The organism is Oceanobacillus polygoni (genome assembly GCF_008304605.1).
Classification (GTDB): domain Bacteria; phylum Bacillota; class Bacilli; order Bacillales; family Amphibacillaceae; genus Oceanobacillus; species Oceanobacillus polygoni.
The window spans coordinates 1-20795 of sequence record NZ_PIJY01000023.1 but is presented as its reverse complement, the minus strand read 5'-3'; the positions used below and the strand labels follow the sequence as shown (position 1 = coordinate 20795).

22 protein-coding genes, 1 rRNA gene and 2 other annotated features are annotated in these 20795 nt (G+C 38.9%); all 23 genes read right to left on the bottom strand.

Annotation, left to right across the window (positions count from 1 at the left end; genetic code table 11):
* Positions 1-433: 433 nt before the first annotated feature.
* Positions 434-1036, bottom strand: a complete 603-nt coding sequence (locus tag F1560_RS08555) for a class I SAM-dependent methyltransferase (protein WP_149474222.1) — start codon at positions 1034-1036, stop codon at positions 434-436.
* A 299-nt stretch (positions 1037-1335) separates the two neighbouring features.
* Positions 1336-1698, bottom strand: a complete 363-nt coding sequence (rplL, locus tag F1560_RS08550) for a 50S ribosomal protein L7/L12 (protein ID WP_149474221.1) — start codon at positions 1696-1698, stop codon at positions 1336-1338.
* A 55-nt stretch (positions 1699-1753) separates the two neighbouring features.
* On the bottom strand, positions 1754-2254 hold the full coding sequence (gene rplJ, locus F1560_RS08545; RefSeq protein ID WP_149474220.1) for a 50S ribosomal protein L10: 501 nt from the start codon (positions 2252-2254) through the stop codon (positions 1754-1756).
* Positions 2255-2295: 41 nt separating this feature from the next.
* Positions 2296-2435, bottom strand: a sequence feature (ribosomal protein L10 leader region).
* A 49-nt stretch (positions 2436-2484) separates the two neighbouring features.
* Positions 2485-3177, bottom strand: a complete 693-nt coding sequence (rplA, locus tag F1560_RS08540; protein ID WP_149474219.1) for a 50S ribosomal protein L1 — start codon at positions 3175-3177, stop codon at positions 2485-2487.
* Between the two features lie 154 nt (positions 3178-3331).
* Positions 3332-3757 (bottom strand): 50S ribosomal protein L11, encoded by a 426-nt coding sequence (rplK, locus tag F1560_RS08535; RefSeq protein ID WP_149474218.1) that lies wholly within the window; start codon positions 3755-3757, stop codon positions 3332-3334.
* A gap of 160 nt (positions 3758-3917) precedes the next feature.
* A complete protein-coding gene (gene nusG / locus F1560_RS08530; RefSeq protein ID WP_149474217.1) occupies positions 3918-4454 on the bottom strand; it encodes a transcription termination/antitermination protein NusG in 537 nt (178 codons plus the stop codon).
* A 149-nt stretch (positions 4455-4603) separates the two neighbouring features.
* Positions 4604-4771, bottom strand: a complete 168-nt coding sequence (gene secE, locus F1560_RS08525) for a preprotein translocase subunit SecE (RefSeq protein ID WP_149474216.1) — start codon at positions 4769-4771, stop codon at positions 4604-4606.
* Between the two features lie 37 nt (positions 4772-4808).
* Positions 4809-4958, bottom strand: coding sequence for a 50S ribosomal protein L33 (gene rpmG / locus F1560_RS08520; RefSeq protein ID WP_149474215.1), 150 nt, complete (start codon positions 4956-4958; stop codon positions 4809-4811).
* A 183-nt stretch (positions 4959-5141) separates the two neighbouring features.
* On the bottom strand, positions 5142-5789 hold the full coding sequence (gene sigH, locus F1560_RS08515; protein ID WP_149474214.1) for an RNA polymerase sporulation sigma factor SigH: 648 nt from the start codon (positions 5787-5789) through the stop codon (positions 5142-5144).
* A gap of 133 nt (positions 5790-5922) precedes the next feature.
* Positions 5923-6432 (bottom strand): NYN domain-containing protein, encoded by a 510-nt coding sequence (locus tag F1560_RS08510; protein WP_149474213.1) that lies wholly within the window; start codon positions 6430-6432, stop codon positions 5923-5925.
* The gene (gene rlmB / locus F1560_RS08505) at positions 6433-7179 is read right to left on the bottom strand and encodes a 23S rRNA (guanosine(2251)-2'-O)-methyltransferase RlmB (RefSeq protein ID WP_149474212.1); all 747 of its coding nucleotides are present in this window, start codon (positions 7177-7179) and stop codon (positions 6433-6435) included.
* Between the two features lies 1 nt (position 7180).
* Positions 7181-7582, bottom strand: coding sequence for a Mini-ribonuclease 3 (locus tag F1560_RS08500; RefSeq protein ID WP_149474211.1), 402 nt, complete (start codon positions 7580-7582; stop codon positions 7181-7183).
* 2 nt (positions 7583-7584) lie between these two features.
* Positions 7585-8985 carry a cysteine--tRNA ligase gene (gene cysS / locus F1560_RS08495; RefSeq protein WP_149474210.1) on the bottom strand — a complete coding sequence of 467 codons (1401 nt, stop codon included), beginning with the start codon at positions 8983-8985 and terminating at the stop codon, positions 7585-7587.
* Positions 8975-9640, bottom strand: coding sequence for a serine O-acetyltransferase (gene cysE / locus F1560_RS08490; RefSeq protein WP_187773671.1), 666 nt, complete (start codon positions 9638-9640; stop codon positions 8975-8977). Before cysE ends, cysS begins: the two co-directional genes overlap by 11 nt.
* Before the next feature lie 50 nt (positions 9641-9690).
* Positions 9691-9910, bottom strand: a binding site (T-box leader).
* A gap of 42 nt (positions 9911-9952) precedes the next feature.
* The gene (gene gltX / locus F1560_RS08485; RefSeq protein WP_149474209.1) at positions 9953-11422 is read right to left on the bottom strand and encodes a glutamate--tRNA ligase; all 1470 of its coding nucleotides are present in this window, start codon (positions 11420-11422) and stop codon (positions 9953-9955) included.
* 120 nt (positions 11423-11542) lie between these two features.
* Positions 11543-12634 carry a PIN/TRAM domain-containing protein gene (locus tag F1560_RS08480; protein ID WP_149474208.1) on the bottom strand — a complete coding sequence of 364 codons (1092 nt, stop codon included), beginning with the start codon at positions 12632-12634 and terminating at the stop codon, positions 11543-11545.
* A gap of 130 nt (positions 12635-12764) precedes the next feature.
* Complete coding sequence (radA, locus tag F1560_RS08475; RefSeq protein WP_149474207.1) at positions 12765-14132, bottom strand: DNA repair protein RadA; 1368 nt, start codon at positions 14130-14132, stop codon at positions 12765-12767.
* 233 nt (positions 14133-14365) lie between these two features.
* Positions 14366-16795, bottom strand: a complete 2430-nt coding sequence (gene clpC, locus F1560_RS08470; protein ID WP_149474206.1) for an ATP-dependent protease ATP-binding subunit ClpC — start codon at positions 16793-16795, stop codon at positions 14366-14368.
* Positions 16796-16808: 13 nt separating this feature from the next.
* Positions 16809-17873, bottom strand: coding sequence for a protein-arginine kinase McsB (mcsB, locus tag F1560_RS08465; RefSeq protein WP_149474205.1), 1065 nt, complete (start codon positions 17871-17873; stop codon positions 16809-16811).
* Entirely contained in the window at positions 17870-18418 is a 549-nt protein-coding gene (gene mcsA / locus F1560_RS08460; protein WP_149474204.1) for a protein-arginine kinase activator protein McsA, read from the bottom strand. Before mcsA ends, mcsB begins: the two co-directional genes overlap by 4 nt.
* A gap of 42 nt (positions 18419-18460) precedes the next feature.
* Complete coding sequence (locus F1560_RS08455; RefSeq protein WP_149474203.1) at positions 18461-18928, bottom strand: CtsR family transcriptional regulator; 468 nt, start codon at positions 18926-18928, stop codon at positions 18461-18463.
* A 192-nt stretch (positions 18929-19120) separates the two neighbouring features.
* Positions 19121-19822, bottom strand: coding sequence for an MgtC/SapB family protein (locus tag F1560_RS08450; RefSeq protein WP_245347809.1), 702 nt, complete (start codon positions 19820-19822; stop codon positions 19121-19123).
* Positions 19823-20536: 714 nt separating this feature from the next.
* A 5S ribosomal RNA gene (gene rrf, locus F1560_RS08445) occupies positions 20537-20652 on the bottom strand.
* Between the last annotated feature and the right edge of the window lie 143 nt (positions 20653-20795).

Here is a 20795-nt window from a genome sequence, read left to right as displayed (position 1 = left end):
GTTTTTCGAACCTAACATTATAAAACTCAAGTATTCACTAATCCTTTAGATGAATACCTTCGTTACACTTATGCAAATAGGTAAGCTTAACACTTTCCTATCTACCAAGTTGAATTTTTCGCCCAACAATATGTTGAACGATTTTCAAAGCATTCAAGTTCATGGAACATACTTACCGTCGCACCTTTGGTGTGTTTCGTTATCATACGCTCGGGCAGCTTTTGAAAGCAATACAACAAATACTAGTTGTACACATGGCATTTATTTTGGTAAACTAGAAAAAAGGCTTTATTATAAAACCTTACATTTTTTCCGATTCTACCAGTGTTGCCGTTCAGCAATCAAATATACGTCCCATATTTCATAAAGATCCCCTTGACAAAAGAATCCCCATGTTACCATCTTCCAATCTTATCACATTAATTTTTCGCGGTCAATCATTTAACGCTCGCAATATATAGTATCCTTTACTTTTGGCAACAACATCTACATTTCCAAACAAGGCCTCGATTTTATCCATTGCCGAAGGCGCTCCCTGCTTCTTCTGAATAACTACCCACAATTGACCACTGGAAAGTAAAGCAGCTTTTGCTTCCTCAAACATTTGATGAACCACTTGCTTCCCTGCTCGAATCGGCGGGTTCGTTAGTATTGCTGCGAATTTTCGTCCAGGCAAACCAGACAAACGGTCACTTTGAACGACTTCTGTATTTGTTTGATTATTAACGGTTGCGTTTTTCTCAGCAAGCGCAAGCGCTCGCTCATTTACATCGACCATCACAATTTGACGATTGGCAAAATCACCCGCAAGCGCAATTCCGATTGGTCCATATCCACAACCAAGATCTAGTAGATCACCAGGTACAGCAGGCTCTTGAAATTGTTCAATTAAAAGCCTCGAACCGAAATCGACTTCATTCTTTGAAAACACGCCAACATCACTAGTAAACGTATATTCTTTTCCTCTTAATTGATATGTCCATGTTTTTGGTAAAGTTTTAGATTGAGGTTTATTTGAAAAGTAATGCTCAGACAATTGGGCACCTACTTCTTAGTCATATTTTAAATTTAGAAGATGTCCGAAAGCAAGTTGCCTTCAGAATTTATAAAACTTTATTCAATCGGAGATACTCCCTTGTATCTTAATCATTGATATATACAGAAGGAGAAATGCCGAAAGCAGTCATTTAACCTGCAATTGGATTAAATACTTCTTTTTTATACAATCAGCATGAATCGCTCATTTGATTTCACAACTACATATTCGTTCAACAACAATTCGCGATAAAGAGCCCGCCGAAATTCGACGAGCTCTATCATTTTCTATCAACTTAATTATTTAACTTCTACGTCAGCGCCAGCTTCTTCAAGTTTAGCTTTTACTTCTTCAGCTTCTTCTTTAGCTACGCCTTCTTTAATTGCTTTTGGTGCGTTATCAACCAAGTCTTTTGCATCTTTAAGTCCAAGACCAGTGATTTCACGAACAGCTTTAACAACTTTGATTTTTGATGCTCCAGCACCTGTAAGTACTACATCAAATTCAGTTTGCTCTTCAACAGCAGCTCCACCAGCAGCACCAGCTACAGCTACAGGTGCAGCAGCAGTTACTCCAAATTCTTCTTCAATAGCTTTAACAAGATCGTTTAATTCTAAAACAGACATTTCTTTGATTGCGCCAATCATTTCTTCTTTAGTCATGATATATTTTCCTCCTAATATTTTAGTTTAATTTAGTAATAACGTCAGGCGATTATTATGCGCCTTGTTCTTCTTTTTGTTCTGCAACTGCTTTTGTAACGTAAGCAAAGTTACGAATAGGTGCTTGAAGCACGCTAAGCAGCATAGATACCATACCTTCGTAGTTCGGAAGTTCAGCAAGCTCTTGAATTTGTTCAAGTGTAGCTACTTTCCCTTCGATTACGCCACCTTTGATTTCTAACGCCTCATGTTCTTTCATGAAGTTATTTAGAATTCTTGCAGGGGCTACTACATCATCGTTACTGAAAGCGATAGCTGTTGGCCCTACCAACACCTCGCTCAAGTCTGTAAGTTCAGCCGCCTCGACAGCACGACGAGTCATTGTGTTTTTGTAAACTTTGAAATCAATTCCCGCATCGCGTAGCTCTTTACGTAATGCTGTTACTTCCGCTACGTCAAGACCGCGGTAGTCAACCACTACTGAAGTTTGGCTAGCACGGAATTTTTCAGTGATTTCTTCAACTAGTTGTTTCTTTTGTTCAATTACTGCAGACATTGTTCCACCTCCTATTATCATTTCTATATCATTACACCGCAGGGCATATAAGAAAAGCTCCCACATAGACATGGGAGCTTAATATAACAAATGGATTAACGCATCTGTTTATAAACAACCTCGGCAGGATATTAAGCGAAAGAATCGCACCTACTGTCTACGGTATAACCTATTCATTTATTATGACGCAATTTAGTATAACGGAACGCCCGGATAAAGTCAATACCTAATTAACGGAAATCAGATACGTCAACTTTAATTCCAGGTCCCATTGTAGAAGCGATTGAAACATTCTTCATGTACGTACCTTTAGCAGCTTGTGGTTTCACTTTCACAAGTTGTTCTGTAAGTGCTACGAAGTTTTCAACCAATTTCTCATCTTCAAATGAGATTTTTCCAATTGGAACATGGATGTTAGCAGATTTATCTACACGGTATTCTACTTTACCAGCTTTAATATCTTTAACAGCTTTTTCTACTTCGAATGTAACTGTTCCAGTTTTAGGGTTTGGCATTAAACCTTTTGGTCCTAACACACGTCCAAGCTTACCTACTTCAGCCATCATGTCAGGAGTCGCTACGATAACATCAAATTCAAACCAACCTTTGTTGATTTTCTCGATGAATTCTGCCTCTCCTACATAATCTGCTCCTGCAGCTTCTGCTTCTTTTGCTTTTTCACCTTTAGCGAACACAAGCACGCGTTGTGTTTTACCAGTTCCGTGTGGCAATACCATTGCTCCACGGATTTGTTGATCTGCTTTCTTCGGATCTACTCCAAGACGGAATGCAGCTTCAACTGTTTCGTCAAAGTTTGCTTTAGCAGTTTGTTTCGCTAATGCAACAGCTTCTTTAATTTCATACAAATTCGAACGATCTACAAGCTTTGCAGCTTCTTGATATTTCTTACCTGTTTTTGCCATTTTATTTCCTCCTCTATTGTGGTTATAACGGTAATACCTCCCACTTATAAAAGCGCACAGCTTTTATAAAGCATGCAACGTTCCTAAAAAGGCCCATCACATTCACGAAAAAGGTTGCGAATGGTTAGCCAACCGCAACCTATACCGTATAAAATTAATCTTCGATAACAATTCCCATGCTTCGTGCAGTACCTTCAACCATACGCATAGCCGCTTCAACATCAGCTGCGTTTAAATCAGGCATTTTAGATTCCGCAATTTCTTTTACTTGATCGCGTTTCAATGTAGCGACCTTATTCTTGTTAGGCTCACCAGAACCAGAATCAAGACCTGCTGCCTTTTTCAAAAGAACAGCTGCTGGTGGAGTCTTTGTAATAAATGTAAATGAACGGTCTTCAAATACCGTAATTTCAACAGGAATAATTAAACCCGCTTGATCTTGTGTACGAGCATTGAACTCTTTACAGAATCCCATGATGTTAACACCTGCTTGACCTAGTGCCGGTCCTACTGGCGGTGCTGGGTTTGCTTTACCAGCTGGGATTTGCAATTTCACTAACTTGATTACTTTTTTAGCCACGAGACACACCTCCTTAAAGTCCGTGATGTGGTAATAGGGTCCTATGATTGTATTGGAATACCCTCCCACTCCATTTATCAATGCCCTATCCAGGGCATGAATAACAAAAAAATTTTAGCATGAAATGCTAAATAATGCAAGGTTTTGTTGTCTATTTTTATTAAGACAGCTTTTCAACCTGCGAAAAATCTAATTCAACAGGGGTTTCTCTACCAAACATATTCACATGAACTTTCACTTTTTGCTTATCCATATCAATGTGTTCAATTGATCCTGTGAAATCAGTGAATGGACCATCGGCAACTCGTACATTTTCTTTGATTTCAAAATCAACCTGTACAGTCGGTTCTGATACACCCATGCGCTTTAGAACAACATCAATTTCATCTGGTAGTAATGGTGTTGGTTTCGCACCGTGACCACTAGACCCAACAAAACCGGTCACTCCAGGCGTGTTTCTTACAACATACCAGGAATCATCTGTCATAATCATTTCAGTTAATACATAACCAGGGAATGATTTCTTTTTCATGACTTTCTTTTTACCGTTTTTAATTTCCGTTTCTTCATCCTCTGGAACGATTACACGGAATATTTTATCTTCCATTCCCATTGTTTCTACACGTTTCTCCAGATTCATTTTTACTTTATTCTCATATCCGGAATACGTATGAACTACATACCAATTCTTTTCCATTTAAACAGGACTCCCTCCCTTTATAGCAGCTTGATTTATTATCCAAATCACGAATCGTCTACCATTTTATCCAATTTAAAAAACCCGATTTGACCGGGCTTTTAAAAGGGAATATTATTTTTCATTATAGCATAATTAAATATATTTATTCAAAATAAGTTTAAAACTTGAGAAATGCCTAAATCAACAATAAAAAAGAATAGTGCTACAAATACGACCGTCGAAATAACGATAATGGTATAATTGGTTAGCTCTTTACCTTTAGGCCAACTAACTTTTTTCATTTCTCTAGATACATCTTTAAAGAATTTGAACATGCTTGTACCCCCCAAAAACTCCGCCTAAAATGCGCACTCACTTCGTTTCACGATGCAATGTATGTTGCCCACATGTTTTGCAATATTTGCGTACTTCTAACCTCGTAGTCTTTGTGGATACATTTTTATTCGTTGAATAATTTCTGCTTGAACAAATTGCACACGCTAACGTGATTTTACTACTCATCTATTTCACCCCACAATTAGGGTATTTTCCTTTTCCTCTAATTTAGCACGTTTTGCCATAACGTGTCAACGTTTCGACAATCTACTGGCTAACTAGATAAAACGGTTTTAATCAAAGAATTACTTGGATGACTGCAATTATTCAACTCGCCGTGTCTAAACCGTAGTTCATTCCATCGTATTGTTAAGTTGTTTCAGACGCATCCATCAGCTGTTCGAGCTTCCGCTTTACGCGTTGCAAAGCATTATCAATCGATTTCACATGTCGCTTCAATTCAATCGATATTTCTTGATAGGATCTTCCATCCAAATACAAATGAAGCACTTGTTTTTCCAACTCGCTTAATAATTCCGATAATTTCGTTTCCATATCTCCGAAGTTTTCTTGGTTAATTAGCAGCTCTTGGGGGTCAATTTCCTTAGACCCTGCAATTACATCCAATAATGTACGATCCGATTCTTCATCATAGATTGGCTTATCGAGGGAAACATAGGAGTTAAGTGGAATGTGCTTCTGTCTTGTCGCTGTTTTAATGGCAGTGATAATCTGACGCGTCACGCAGAGTTCAGCAAACGCTTTGAATGAAGATAGCTTGTCCCCATTATAATCGCGAATCGCTTTATATAATCCAATCATTCCTTCTTGAATGATATCCTCTTTATCTGCGCCAATTAAGAAATACGTTCGTGCTTTTGCTCGGACAAAATTAATGTACCTGTGTATTAATAAGTCCAGTGCCCGACTGTCGCCTTGACGAACAAGTTGAAGCAAATCGTCATCTTCAAGCTTACTAATACTTCGTTTGTCTTTTACTAATTGCTCGACACTCATTAAGATTGCCCCCTGACTATCTTGTTGTCACTTTAGCACATAGTATACAGTACTCGTTTCAAAACCGTCAACATGTACTAGAAGCGGTTACATGCGAAATATGTCGAAATAGCACAAAAGTCAAACTTTTGTGCTATATTTCTCCCCTTCTCATCTTTTCAAACTTCTGAAGGGTTTCCTTGTCCAAATTAATCTTTGACTGTGGTTGTATTTTTTTATGCAGTTCAATACTAACCTCAATTTCCCGTTCGATGTCCTGCATTTCAATAAATAGCTCACGAGCCGACTTTCTGAGTGCCCCTTGTCCGAAAATCGTACGTTGTTCTGCATAATCAGATGTTGCTACATATACTTGTGTCTGTACGTTCTTTACTGCCTTCACAAGCTTTTCGATACATTCATCCGCTGTTTCTTTTTCCTTTGTATAAATAACCTCTACTTTGTATTGCTCTAGCTTACTTGAAATACCTTTAACAAAATACGCATCGAATACGATGATGACACGATATCCAGAATATGCCTGGTATTCGGCCATCCGCTCGATCAGCCGGTCACGGGCTTGTCCGATCTCTTTCTCTTTTAGCTGCTGTAGCTCTTCCCATGCTCCAATAATGTTATAGCCATCTACAATTAGAACGACCATTTATTCATCACCTAATGAATGCCTTTTACGATATACCTCATAAAGAAGTAAACTGCAAGCAACGGAAGCATTCAAGGAAGATACTTCCCCCTTCATTGGTAAGCTTACGGTCCAGTCACACTTTTTACGAACAAGTCGGCTAATGCCCTTCCCTTCATTACCAATTACGAGTGCGATTGGTAACGCCCCGTCCAATTTACGATAATCCTCTGTTGCTTCTGCCTCTGTACCGACTACCCATACCTGTCTTTCTTTTAATTCATCAATCGTATTTGCGATATTCGTCACTCGAGCAACAGGAATATGTTCCATCGCTCCTGCAGCTGTTTTCGCCACGGTTGCAGTTAGACCTACCGAGCGCCGCTTCGGAATAATGACGCCATGCGCTCCCGTCGCATCTGCTGTCCGCAAAATGGATCCTAAATTATGCGGATCCTCCAATTCATCCAAAATGATGAAGAACGGATCTTCGTTTCGTTCTTCTGCTCGCTGGAATAAATCCTCAATTGATGCATATTGATAGGACGCAACATACGCAATCACACCTTGATGATTTCCGGAATCGAGCTGATCAAGCTTTGATTTCGGCACTTTTTGTACAATCGTCCCAGCCTCTCTCGCCATCTGTTGTAATTTCTTTTGCACATTCGGATTCAGTTGCTCCGAAATAACCACTTTATTGACAGAACGACCGGATTTCAACGCTTCCATCACTGGGTTTTTACCAATAATTAATTCCTGATCCATGTTATCCACTCCCCTCTTCTACAAAATCTATTGCCGTTTCTAACAGTTCCTTAAGACGTGCTTCATTTCCAGATAAATAGTGATAGCCGATTAATGCCTCAAATGCCGTACTATAACGATAGGTTTGTACACTTGTGTTTTTCGGGATAGAACCAGACTTAGCATTTCGCCCTCGCCCTACAACCGCTCGTTCTTCCTCGTTTAAAAAACCCTCTTTGGCTGTCCAGTTAAGAATGACAGCCGCTTGGGATTTTCCAGAAACAAAAGTAATCGCTTCTTGATGTAGCTGGTTCGGCTTTACGGTTCCTTTTTGAAGCAAATGCTCTCGAACATGGGTTTCATATATAGCATCCCCCATATACGCGAGTGCTAAGCTTTTCAATTGTTTCGGATCCAACTTCATGATTAGCCTCTTTTCCAGCGAACCCCTTGAGGTGTGTCTTCCAGTATGATATTTTTGTCTTTTAACAGATCTCTTATCTCATCTGCTCGAGCGAAATCACGGTTTTTTCTTGCGTCATTCCGTTCCTCAATTAACGCTTCAATCGCTTCATCTAACAATTCATCAGCTGTGTCAAGGGTAATTCCAAGTACATTTAGTAACGTCTTGAGCACTTCCTGGAATGCATCAATTACCTCTGTTGATGTTTGGTTGGATTGAAGATAAACATTTGCTTCTTTTGCTAAATCAAACAGGACAGAAATCGCATTCGCTGTATTGAAATCATCATCCATTTCCAATTCAAAGCGATGTTTCATTTCCGCTATTTTCGTTAACCATTCCTCTGTATTATCAACAAGGTTCATACTCGTCGGTTTGCGATGCTCTAAGTTTTCGTACGCCGTTTTAATTCGCTCATAGCTATTTTTAGCACTTTCCAGAAGTTCCTCTGTAAAATTAATCGGATTACGATAATGCACACTTAGCATGAAGAAACGTAGTACTTCAGGATTATGTTTCGCAATTAAATCTCTTGTTAAAACAAAATTTCCGAGTGATTTCGACATTTTTTCATTGTCAATATTTATATACCCATTATGCATCCAATAATTCGCGAATGTATGACCTGTCATTGCCTCAGACTGAGCAATTTCATTTTCATGATGTGGGAATGTTAAATCTTGCCCTCCAGCATGAATGTCAATTGTGTCCCCAAGATATTTTTTAGCCATTGCCGAGCACTCAATATGCCAGCCTGGTCGGCCTTTACCCCATGGTGAATCCCAAGCAATTTCTCCAGACTTTGCCTCTTTCCATAATGCAAAATCAAGCGGATCATTCTTTTTCTCTCCAACTTGGATTCGGGCACCAGAGCGAAGCTCATCAATTGACTGGTGGGATAATTTCCCATATCCTTCAAACGCTCTCGGTTTAAAATAGACGTCTCCTTCTGCTGCATAGGCATATCCCTTCTGAACGAGCACATCGATAAAATTAATGATATCCTCCATCGTTTCCATAACACGTGGATTATGTGTTGCCTCTTTCACACCTAATGCTCCAACATCCTCTAAATATGCTTCGATAAATTTATTTGCTATCTCAGGAACTTCTTCTCCTAATTCATTTGCTGTTTTAATTATTTTATCATCGACATCGGTAAAATTTAATACATAGTCAACCTGATAGCCTTTGTATTCAAAGTATCTTCGTACTGTATCAAAAACAATTGCCGGACGTGCATTACCGATATGAATATAGTTATATACAGTCGGTCCGCATACATACATACGGACCTTCCCTTCTTCTAATGGTGTGAAATCTTCCTTCTTGCGCGATAATGTATTATATAACTTAATCGACATGCTGCTTTACACTCCCCTGTTTCAATTTTGCAATCTCAGCCTTCAGTTCATCGATCTGTACCTGCATATGTTCACAACGATCAGCCACAGGATCAGGAATCTTATGATGATCAAGGTCCCTTCTTACTCTTTCCCCATTCTGTATAACAACTCTGCCAGGAACCCCAACAACCGTTGAATGATCAGGGACATCCTTTAAAACAACTGATCCGCCTCCAACCTTCGAACTTTCACCAATAGTTATTGCGCCTAGCACTTTTGCGCCTGTAGAAATGAGTGCATTATCTTTCACTGTTGGATGGCGTTTCCCTCTTTCTTTACCAGTACCGCCAAGTGTCACGCCTTGAAAAATCGTAACATTATCCCCAATCTCACATGTCTCCCCAATTACTACACCCATCCCATGGTCGATGAAGAGACGTCGACCAATCTTTGCCCCTGGGTGAATTTCAATGCCAGTAAAGAAGCGGCTAGTCTGAGAAATAACACGTGCAATAAAGAAAAGCCTTCTTTTGAAAAAGCCATGTGCAATCCGGTGTGCCCATACCGCATGAAGACCGGAATACGTTAGCATCACTTCGATATACGTACGTGCAGCAGGATCCTGTTCAAAAACCACATCCATATCTTCCTTCATTGTTTTGAGAATTCCCATATGCGTCCCCCCTTTATAGCAAAATAAAAAGCGCCCCTGTGTAGTTCATACACAGAGACGCAAAACATGCGCGGTTCCACTCTGTTTGAAGGATTATCCCCTTCCAACTTGTGCTCTCTTAACGGGAGAGTTCCGCTGTCATGTACTATAACTTTCCATAACAGACTCCAAGGGGCACTTCAGAAACGATGCTCAAAATCACTCACAGCCTTAGGTGATTCTCTCTGAATAAGCAGTTCGCCTCTTACTTTCCCTTATCAACGTTCACGTATTTAGTAATACTATATTATACAAATGGCGAAATGTGAACCATTAAGCTCCTAATTCCTTCAACACTTTATCGAGCCTTGCAATAATAACCGATTTCCCTAAAAGCTCAATTGCAAATGGTAGCTCTGGTCCGTGCATTTGTCCAGTTGTCGCAATCCGGATCGGCATAAATAATTTCTTTCCACGGTGACCGGTTTCTTTCTGCGTTGCTTTAAACTGAGCTTTTATCGTATCCTTTGTAAATTCGTCCAAATGAATCAGCTTATCTGTAAATACTTGAAGGACCTCTGGTACTTGCTCACCTTTTAAGACTTCCATTGCCTCATCCTCATACGAAATATCATCGTTAAAGAATAGCTCGGTCAGTTCAACAATCTCCGCCCCATAGCGTAATTGCTCGCGATACAAGCTAATTACATTTTCTGCCCATGTTCTTTTTTCTGCATCCATATCCTCTGGTAATTTCCCAGATTCAATTAAATGTGGCATCGCTAAATCGATCACTGTTTCTAATTCAGCCGCTTTAATATATTCATTGTTCATCCACTTTAATTTTTGTTGGTCAAAAATTGCCGCAGATGTAGAAAGACGTTCTGGATCAAAAATTTCAATTAACTTTTCTTGGGAGAATATTTCTTCCTCTCCAACTGGAGACCAGCCTAATAAGCTAATAAAGTTAAACATAGCTTCAGGTAAATATCCAAGATTTCGATACTGTTCAATAAACTGAAGGATATGCTCATCACGCTTACTTAGTTTTTTACGATCCTCATTTAAAATAAGAGTCATATGGCCATATTGTGGTGCTTCCCAGCCAAATGCTTCATAAATCATCATTTGCTTCGGCGTGTTGGAAATATGCTCTTCACCACGTAAAACATGGGTGATATCCATCAAATGATCATCAATTGCAACGGCAAAATTATAGGTTGGGATACCATTTTTCTTCACAATAACCCAGTCACCAAAATCACTCGATTCAAACGTTATTTCGTCGCGAACAATATCATGGAATGTGTACGTTTTATTCTCCGGAACACGAACACGGATACTCGGCTTACGCCCTTCAGCCTCGAAAGCTGCAATCTGTTCTTCTGTTAAATCACGATGGGCTCCTGAATACTTAGGAACTTGTCCATTCGCACGTTGCTCCTCACGCTCTGTCTCAAGCTCTTCCTCTGACATATAGCATTTATAGGCAAGGTTTCTTTCTAGTAATTCATTGACATATTTATCATAAATGTCTAAACGTTCTGTTTGACGATATGGACCGTAGTCACCGCCAATATCAGCACCTTCGTCCCATTCTAAACCGAGCCATTTCAAGAACTTCAGCTGACTTTCTTCTCCGCCTTCTACATTTCGCTTTTCATCCGTATCTTCTGTACGAATAATAAACTTCCCATCAAAATGTTTTGCATATAAATAGTTAAATAAAGCTGTACGTGCATTTCCAATATGCAGATGGCCTGTCGGACTTGGCGCATAACGCACACGAACTTCCTTACTCATGGTGTTGCCCCTCTCGTTAATTATTAATACCGATATAGTTTTAAATTACTTCTATATGAAAAAGTGATAACATATCATTCATGTTATCACTTTACTTCACCTTAATCAGTTATACCCTTTTTACAATGCTTTTTCAAGTAATTTTGGTTTTGCAAAAATCATCCGACCAGCAGATGTTTGCAGGACACTTGTAATAATTACTTCAATCGTTTTTCCGATATAGTCTCGGCCTTCTTCTACAACAATCATTGTACCATCATCAAGATAAGCTACCCCTTGATTATGCTCTTTACCGTCTTTAATTACTTGCACAATTAGCTCTTCACCCGGGAGTACAACCGGCTTCACAGCATTGGCAAGGTCGTTAATATTTAGTACGTTAACACCTTGTAAATCACAGACTTTATTTAAGTTAAAGTCATTCGTTACAACAATACCATTAATTACCTTAGCAAGCTTTATTAGCTTACTATCAACCTCTGGAATTTCTTCAAAGTCACCTTCATAAATCTCGACTTTCACTGGTAATTCCTTTTGGATGCGATTCAATACATCTAGTCCACGGCGACCTCTATTTCGTTTAAGTGTATCCGAGGAATCGGCAATATGCTGCAGCTCCCCAAGAACAAATTGTGGAATTATAACCGTTCCTTCTAAAAAGTTCGTTTGACAAATATCTGCAATTCTACCATCAATAATAACACTTGTATCCAGTATTTTTGCTTTTGGTAGGATAACATCTACTTCGTCACCTTCAACAGGACGGCGTTTGTCTTTTTTATTTGTTTTCATCAGATTAACAAATTCATCTCTCCGTCTGAATCCCACCTGGAAACCAAGGTAACCAAGAACGATCATAATAAAGAGTGGCAACACCTGTGAAACGACCTCAATGTTAATATCTTGTAAGGGCATGTTAACAAAGTAAGCAATAACCAATCCGACAATTAAACCAATACTACCAAAGAATAAATCAACTGCTGGGAGCTTAATAAGTGCGTCTTCCACCCACCTCAAAAAGTCAACAATATAATCTGCCAGCCAATAAGAAAGAATAAAGAATATAATTGCACCGATGATCATGCCTAAATATGGGGATCTTGCCCAATCCAAATCTGTAATGTTCAACAACCGAATAATTTCTGGTACATAAAGATAACCAGTGGTACCGCCTAGAACAATAAAAAATAAATGCACTATTTTTTTTAGCAACATCGTCACCTCCTAATGTTAAGTATTACCGATAAATTTATAATTTAACCCTCACAAAGAATGAAAAAAACATAGTATTTTTGCAAATGATAACATAACCGAAAAAATTATATGAAAGGGGCTTAACAATTTACTGGGCCATCGCTATATCTAATGCTTCTTGAACGGTACGAACACCATGGACTTTAATTCCCTTTGGGTACGTCCAGCCATCCAAATTATTTTGCGGACAAATCACTCGCTTAAAGCCAAGCTTAGCCGCTTCTTGAACACGTTGCTCAATACGTGAAACACGTCTGATTTCACCAGTAAGTCCAACTTCGCCAATAAATATATCATCTGGATTCGTCGGCTTATCTCGAAAGCTTGAGGCAATACTTACAGCAAGCGCTAGGTCGATTGCAGGTTCGTCAAGCTTCACACCACCAGCTACCTTAATATAGGCATCTTGGTTTTGCAGCATAAGGCCAACCCTTTTTTCGAGAACTGCCATTAATAACGGCACACGATTATGATCAATCCCTGTGGCCATGCGGCGTGGGTTACCAAAGCTAGTTGGAGAAATCAATGCTTGAATCTCAACGAGTACAGGTCTTGTCCCTTCCATCGATGCAACAACAGTAGAGCCCGCTGATCCTTGGGAACGCTCTTCCAGGAAAATCTCCGAAGGGTTCATCACTTCTCGAAGTCCTTCTTCTTTCATTTCAAAAATACCCATTTCATTTGTACTTCCAAAACGATTCTTCACACCTCGTAAAATTCGATACGTATGATGTCTTTCCCCTTCAAAATACAAGACAGCGTCAACCATATGTTCAAGTAGCCTTGGACCAGCTATCGCCCCTTCTTTCGTCACATGGCCAACTATAAATATCGGAATGCCATTTGATTTTGCGACCTTCATTAAATCAACGGTACATTCTCGTACTTGTGAAACACTACCAGGAGCGCTCGTTACGTCTTCCTTAAAAATGGTTTGGATGGAGTCAATTACGACAAACGAAGGGCGTATTTCTTCAATTTGCTTTTCAATATCAAACAAATTAGTTTCAGAAAGAACGTAGAGCAGATCTTCTTTTACCCCTAATCGATCAGCACGTAGCTTTGTTTGGCGAATCGATTCCTCACCAGAAACGTAGAGGACTGGCAATTGCTTTCCTGCAAGCTGCGAGGAGATTTGTAATAACAGGGTAGATTTACCAATCCCTGGGTCACCACCAATTAAGACAAGTGATCCGAGAACAATACCTCCACCGAGCACACGATTGAATTCCTTCATCTTCGTGGTAATACGCGGTTCTTTCTGCGATTCAATCGAAGTAATCCTTTCTGGCTTACTGACGACTTGTGTTCCACTTACTTGTCTTCCTCTAACTGTTTTCGCTTCAACTTCTTCCACCATCGTATTCCAATTATTACAGCCTGGACATTTGCCCATCCATTTAGCAGATTCATATCCGCAATCCTGACAAACATACTTTGTTTTTCGCTTAGCCAAATCACTATCCCCTTCTCTTACTATTGTAAAACATTTTTTGAGCAAATAGGTTACAGCTTCCTATCAATTTATGAAACATATTTCCTTATTTATGCCACAACTGGGTCGTTTAGTACGATTTCTCAATAAAAGTGGGTATTCAAAGGATAGTAATGAGGTTTTTTTGAACAATCTCTCAAATGGAAGGAAAAGCTAGAAGATACTGCTCTTCTAGCTTTTTACATTCCTACTATTTACGAGAGAACGATGAAGTCTCCTTTATTATTCAAACCGATTTTTACTTGTTGCCCTTTAGCAATTGTTTCTTTCAGCAACTCTTCGGATAGAAGGTCCTCAATATTCTTCTGAATGGACCTACGCAATGGACGGGCACCATATTCCGGATCGAACCCTTCATTGGCAATTTTATCTACTGCCTTATCGGTCAACGATAAATGAATATCTTGATCCTTCAAACGACGTTGCAATTGTTCAAGCATAAGTGTCACAATATCCTTCATATGCTTTCTTTCTAACGAATGGAAGACTATCGTTTCATCAATTCGGTTTAAAAATTCCGGACGAAATGCCTTTTTCAGTTCTTCCATCACTTTTGACTTCATATCGCTATATTCTTTTCCTTCATCACCGATATTAAAGCCAACGTATTTATTTCGTTTGAGCTCACTTGCACCAACGTTGGAGGTCATAATAATTACCGTATTACGGAAGTCAACAAGTCTTCCTTTGGAATCCGTTAGACGCCCATCCTCAAGCACCTGTAACAGAATATTAAATACTTCTGGATGTGCTTTTTCAACCTCATCTAAAAGCACGACAGAATATGGTTTACGACGAACCTTCTCTGTCAGCTGACCGCCTTCCTCATAGCCAACATATCCTGGAGGAGAGCCAACTAGACGAGATGTCGCATGTCTTTCCATGTATTCGGACATATCAATCCGAATCATCGCATCTTCATCAGCAAACATTACTTCCGCTAAAGCTCGAGCAAGCTCTGTTTTACCAACACCTGTAGGCCCTAGGAAAATAAAGGAGCCGATTGGCCGCTTCGGATCTTTTAAGCCAGCACGTGCTCTTCGAATTGCCTTAGAGATCGCATTTACTGCCTCACCTTGGCCAATCACACGATTATGCAAGATGTCCTCCATGTTTAATAGACGCTCACTCTCATCCTTTGTTAGCTTCGATACAGGTACCCCTGTCCAGATAGATACAACACTTGCAATATCTTCAACAGTAACCTCTGAGTCAGTCTGTCCTTGCTTTTCTTTCCATTCATTTTTCGTTTTTTCTAGTTCTTCACGATAACGTTGTTCGGAATCACGTAAAGATGCAGCCTTTTCAAATTCCTGGCTTTGTACAGCAGCGTCTTTTTCTTTTCGTACATCTTCAAGCTTCTGCTCAAGCTCCTTCAAGTTCGGTGGAACCGTGTAAGAGCTTAGGCGTACTTTAGAGCCTGCTTCGTCAATTAAATCAATCGCCTTATCTGGAAGGAAGCGATCGGTAATATAACGATCAGAAAGCGTTGCAGCTGCTTCAATCGCTTCGTCCGTTATCGTTACACGATGATGCGCTTCATAACGATCGCGTAGACCATGTAAAATCTGAATCGTTTCTTCCAATGTCGGTTCATCGACTTGAATTGGCTGGAATCTACGCTCCAACGCAGCGTCTTTTTCAATGTATTTACGATATTCATCAAGTGTTGTTGCACCAATACACTGTAATTCACCACGAGCAAGGGAAGGTTTTAAAATATTCGATGCATCAATTGCACCCTCTGCTCCACCAGCGCCAATTAATGTATGAAGTTCATCGATAAATAGAATAATATTTCCTGCCTGACGGATCTCTTCCATCACCTTTTTCAAGCGATCCTCAAATTCACCACGATATTTGGTACCTGCAACAACTGTACCCATATCTAATGTCATCACTCGCTTATCACGAAGTGTTTCAGGTACTTCATTATCTATAATTTGCTGTGCTAAACCTTCTGCTACAGCTGTTTTACCAACACCTGGTTCACCAATTAATACCGGATTATTTTTCGTACGGCGGCTCAACACCTGAATAACCCGTTCAATTTCCTTCGCGCGCCCAATTACAGGGTCGATTTTACCCTCTTTTGCACTAACCGTTAAGTCGCGTGCTAACGAGTCTAACGTCGGCGTACTTGCACTTGATTGTTGCCCAGATCGTCCCTGCCTACCTGCTTGTGATTCATTACTTCCTAGTAGTTGTAGTACCTGTTGTCTCGCTTTATTTAAGCTGACACCAAGATTATTCAATACACGTGCAGCAACACCTTCACCTTCACGGATAAGACCAAGTAAAATATGCTCTGTACCTACGTAGGAGTGCCCTAATTTTCTCGCCTCATCTTGCGATAACTCTACGACCTTCTTTGCACGTGGTGTATAATGAATCGATTGCATTGGCTGCTTATCAACACCAATAAGTTTTTCTACTTCTTCTTGGATTTTTGGTACTTCTAAACCTAGCGACTGCAATGCTTTTGCCGCAATTCCTTCTCCTTCGCGGACAAGACCTAATAAAATATGTTCTGTACCAATATTCTTATGGCCAAGTCGTACCGCTTCTTCTTGTGATAATGCTAATACTTTCTGAGCTCTTTCTGTAAATCGTCCAAACATCATCTGGATTTCCCTCCTAGTTTTCCAATTTTAATCGTTCGCGTATGAGTGATGCACGCAATACATCGCGTTCGCTTGCATTCAAAGTTCTATTCGCATATTGTTGAAGAAAACCCGGCTGTGTAAGAACCATTAATTCATTTAAGATATTTCCTGATGTATTTTCTATAATACCTAAGTCTATGCCCAATCGCACGTCAGAAATACATTTTGCTGCTTCTTTTGATTCAATAATTCTACTATACTGCAGCACACCATAGGAACGGAAGATACGATCCTCAAGCTCTATGCCTGATCGTTTCATGATAAACCCGCGTGCGACTCGTTCATGATCGATTAACTGATTCACAACACTTTCTAAGTCCGCTACAATATCTTTTTCGGACTTTCCAAGCGTAATTTGATTGGATATTTGAAAAATGTTTCCAAGCGCTTCACTGCCCTCTCCATAGATCCCTCTAACAACAAGTCCTAGCTGACTGATGGCAGGAATCATCCGATTAATTTGCTTCGTCATCGATAAGGCTGGAAGATGCATCATAACAGACGCTCGCATTCCTGTTCCTACATTTGTCGGACAGCTTGTTAAATATCCTTTCGTTTCATCGTACGCATAATTTACCTTCTCTTCAATCCAATCATCAAAATGGAACGCTTCCTCCAGCGCCTTTTTTAACTGTAACCCTGGAAAATAGAGCTGAATTCGAATGTGATCCTCTTCGTTTATCATAACTGAAACCTGTTCATTTTGTGAAATCATAACAGCAGCATGTTCATCACGCTTTACCAAATGAGGACTAACTAAATGCTTTTCGACAAGCACACTCTTTTCTACAGGCGTCAAATCTTTAATTGAGACAAATTCTAAATCTTTGTAGCTTTGAAACGTTTGATGTTCATATTCTTTCTTAAAAAAACTACGAATATCATCTAATTTCTCGTGTTCTGCAAGGATCGGATACGTAACAGTTGCAAAGTTTCGTGCTAACCGAATTCTGCTACTCATCACAATATCGTTATCTGGCCCCTGTTCGTACATCCACGGACTGAGTGCATCTTTAATAAAATGCTCTAAGCTCAAGACTCATCACCTGCTTCTGGCTCCTTATCTCCTTTTTCCAATGCCCTTATTTTATCTCGGACCTTTGCAGCCTCTTCAAATGCTTCTGTTTCGATTAATTGTTGTAACTCTTCTCGGTAGTTTTTCAGTTGTTTCTTTAATTGTAAGCCACTACCAGCACGTTTTGGGATTTTACCAAAATGCTTCGTATTACCAGAATGTACCCTACGGAAAATTGGCTCTAACTTAGAAGCAAAAGATTCATAGCAATGGGCACAGCCAAACTTACCAACTTGCTTAAACTTCGAAAACGTCATTCCACATTTCGAGCATTGCAGCTCTTTTACTTGGTTTAACTGATTTTCGCTCATGTTCGTCATATTGAAATTATCAAAATTAAATAAACCAGTTAGTAAATCATGAAGGGAATAACCTTCCTCTGGATATGTGATATATCCCTTTTTCTTCGCACATGTCTCACATATGCTTACTTTTGTTTCTTGGTCATTAATTACTTGCTTTACATGGAGCGTAGCTGGTCGTTCATGACATTCCTGGCATTCCAATGTCTATTCCCCCTTTACAAAAAACATTTGTAAAATACTACTTTACTTACTTGAATATTTTAACGTTAAAAGCATTTTTGAAAGTATACGAGCACGTAATTCATCTCGTAATGGAAGTTTAAAAGCTAACGTCGTACGATCAATTGCACTAAGCATAATCTTTGCCTCACGCTTCGTGATAATATCTTCTTCCAATAATCGTTCCAAAACATTAATGGATGAACGCTGGGAAACAGCACCATCAATCATTTGGATAATTTCATCAATAAGTTCAGACTTATCCTGATACTTTATCCGCATGATACGAATATAGCCCCCACCACCACGCTTACTTTCTACTATATACCCTTTTTCTACAGTAAAACGCGTATTAATCACATAATTTATTTGCGAGGGAACACACTGAAACTGATCCGCAATTTCACTTCGCTTAATTTCAATCGCATTCTGACCCTTCGCCTGTAGAACCTTTTTCAGATACTGTTCAATTACATCCGAAATATTGCTCATCTGCCCTACACCTTTCTGTATGAATTATCCCAGCATGTTATTCTTTTGACTTTGACTATCTTTGACTATAATCTTATTATACGCCAAAATAAAGGAGATGCAAACAACTTATATTTATATCTTAGACAAATTTAACAAAAACGAAACCAAAAACCTTACACAAATTATCTGTGTAAGGTTTTTGAAAAAATGTTATTTATTTAATTCTGAGATATTTTTTACACCCTGGAGCTGTGAAATTTCTTCAAAAATCGTAATTAAACTCAGCTTATCTTTTCGACTCGTTTTTATATAGACTTTCCTTAAACTACTTTCTTGTCTTATAATTTCAACATTTCTAATAGGAAAATGGTGATTTTCGATAATCTCGACCACTTGGTTAATTTGAATCTTTTCATCAACAACTAACTCAATAAACGTAGTAGTCCTTGACCTTGGAAAAATTCTTTCGATATGATTCAAGAAAATCAAACTGATTAATATGATAAGCGTTGTGAAAATAGCGACACTATACATTCCTGAGCCAACCACAAGACCAATTCCTGCCACAGCCCAGATAGAAGCTGCTGTTGTCAGTCCACGAACCGTTCCTCCATAAACAATAATTGTCCCTGCTCCAAGGAATCCAATCCCACTGATGACATAAGAGGGTATACGTGCAGGATCAAATCGGATATTATCGTTTACTTCGTTAAATGTACTGAACCCAAACAGGGATAAAATCATCATTAAACAAGCACCTACACCTACAAGAATATGCGTGCGGAATCCAGCGGAATGATTATTGACTTCCCGTTCAAAACCAATTAAACCAGATAATACTAATGCAACAAGCAACCTTGTAATAATTAATAAAAAGTCTTCCCCTAACAGTTGATCTGCCCATGAATACAATGAATATCCCCCTTTAGTGAATTATTATCTATTTCTATTCTACTTCCATATAAAAATGAATCCTATCAAGATCGCATTCCTATGTTAGTACCACCAGTTATCAAGCAAAATTAATATGCCCTTTTGAAGTTATTCCTTACCACATAGATTCTAAATCTCTGCTAACTATATGAAAACAATTAATAATAATGAAAGAAATTTTTCTGGTTTATGTAACTACAGAAAAAGCGACTTTTTGATAGAGCATACCAAAATTTTATCGAATTTTAATTTGTACAGAAATAATTGAGCTGTTTTATGTCGAAAATGGAATGGTTGATAGAAGGTTTTATAACGTATCTTTATACATTTCTAAAATTTATTGGAGCTTGCGACTACTATAGATTTCTACACGGGAAACGCCTGTATTATCAGTGGCCGCCCCGTCTTCAATTTGAATATGATTATTGTTTATTTTTCTAATAACAAATTAATTCGCCTCATACTCACCGTAACGAAAATTATCTAATGTGATAAAACCATGGATTATTTTGTAGATTTCTAAATTCATTATTTCTGATTCAAGAAACTGCTTTACAATATCCATCAAAATAGCAAGTCAAGTATCGAAAGAAAGATAATCATTCGTTGGAGTGGGTAGTAGTCTAAAATAAATTATGGAGTATACAAAAAGAGTTAAAATACAAATACTGTATTTTAACTCTTTTTAAGTGCGCCTGGCGGCGTCCTACTCTTGCAGGGACAAAGTCCCAACTACCATCGGCGCTGAAGAGCTTAACTTCTGTGTTCGGGATGGGAACAGGTGTGACCTCTTCGCTATTGCTACCAGACAATCCTTAAAAAAACAAGGACAAGTTTTATTATATGCATTTCCAATTAAAAATGCAAGGTTTTTTTTAATTTATACCTTAAAAACTAAATAAGAGTAAACAAGACATCGAATAAAGAAGTTAGTTAAGTCCTCGATCGATTA

Excerpts from the sequence above, each read along its gene's own strand:
- nusG (WP_149474217.1), bottom strand. The coding sequence starts at position 4,454 with ATGGAAAAGAATTGGTATGTAGTTCATACGTATTCCGGATATGAGAAT.
- rplL (WP_149474221.1), bottom strand. The coding sequence starts at position 1,698 with ATGACTAAAGAAGAAATGATTGGCGCAATCAAAGAAATGTCTGTTTTA.
- sigH (WP_149474214.1), bottom strand. The coding sequence starts at position 5,789 with ATGAGTGTCGAGCAATTAGTAAAAGACAAACGAAGTATTAGTAAGCTT.
- cysE (WP_187773671.1), bottom strand. The coding sequence starts at position 9,640 with ATGGGAATTCTCAAAACAATGAAGGAAGATATGGATGTGGTTTTTGAA.
- secE (WP_149474216.1), bottom strand. The coding sequence starts at position 4,771 with ATGTTCAAATTCTTTAAAGATGTATCTAGAGAAATGAAAAAAGTTAGT.
- cysS (WP_149474210.1), bottom strand. The coding sequence starts at position 8,985 with ATGTCGATTAAGTTATATAATACATTATCGCGCAAGAAGGAAGATTTC.
- rpmG (WP_149474215.1), bottom strand. The coding sequence starts at position 4,958 with ATGAGTAGTAAAATCACGTTAGCGTGTGCAATTTGTTCAAGCAGAAAT.
- F1560_RS08510 (WP_149474213.1), bottom strand. The coding sequence starts at position 6,432 with ATGGTCGTTCTAATTGTAGATGGCTATAACATTATTGGAGCATGGGAA.
- rlmB (WP_149474212.1), bottom strand. The coding sequence starts at position 7,179 with ATGGATCAGGAATTAATTATTGGTAAAAACCCAGTGATGGAAGCGTTG.
- rplA (WP_149474219.1), bottom strand. The coding sequence starts at position 3,177 with ATGGCAAAAACAGGTAAGAAATATCAAGAAGCTGCAAAGCTTGTAGAT.
- F1560_RS08455 (WP_149474203.1), bottom strand. The coding sequence starts at position 18,928 with ATGAGCAATATTTCGGATGTAATTGAACAGTATCTGAAAAAGGTTCTA.
- rplJ (WP_149474220.1), bottom strand. The coding sequence starts at position 2,254 with ATGTCTGCAGTAATTGAACAAAAGAAACAACTAGTTGAAGAAATCACT.
- F1560_RS08500 (WP_149474211.1), bottom strand. The coding sequence starts at position 7,582 with ATGAAGTTGGATCCGAAACAATTGAAAAGCTTAGCACTCGCGTATATG.
- gltX (WP_149474209.1), bottom strand. The coding sequence starts at position 11,422 with ATGAGTAAGGAAGTTCGTGTGCGTTATGCGCCAAGTCCGACAGGCCAT.
- clpC (WP_149474206.1), bottom strand. The coding sequence starts at position 16,795 with ATGATGTTTGGACGATTTACAGAAAGAGCTCAGAAAGTATTAGCATTA.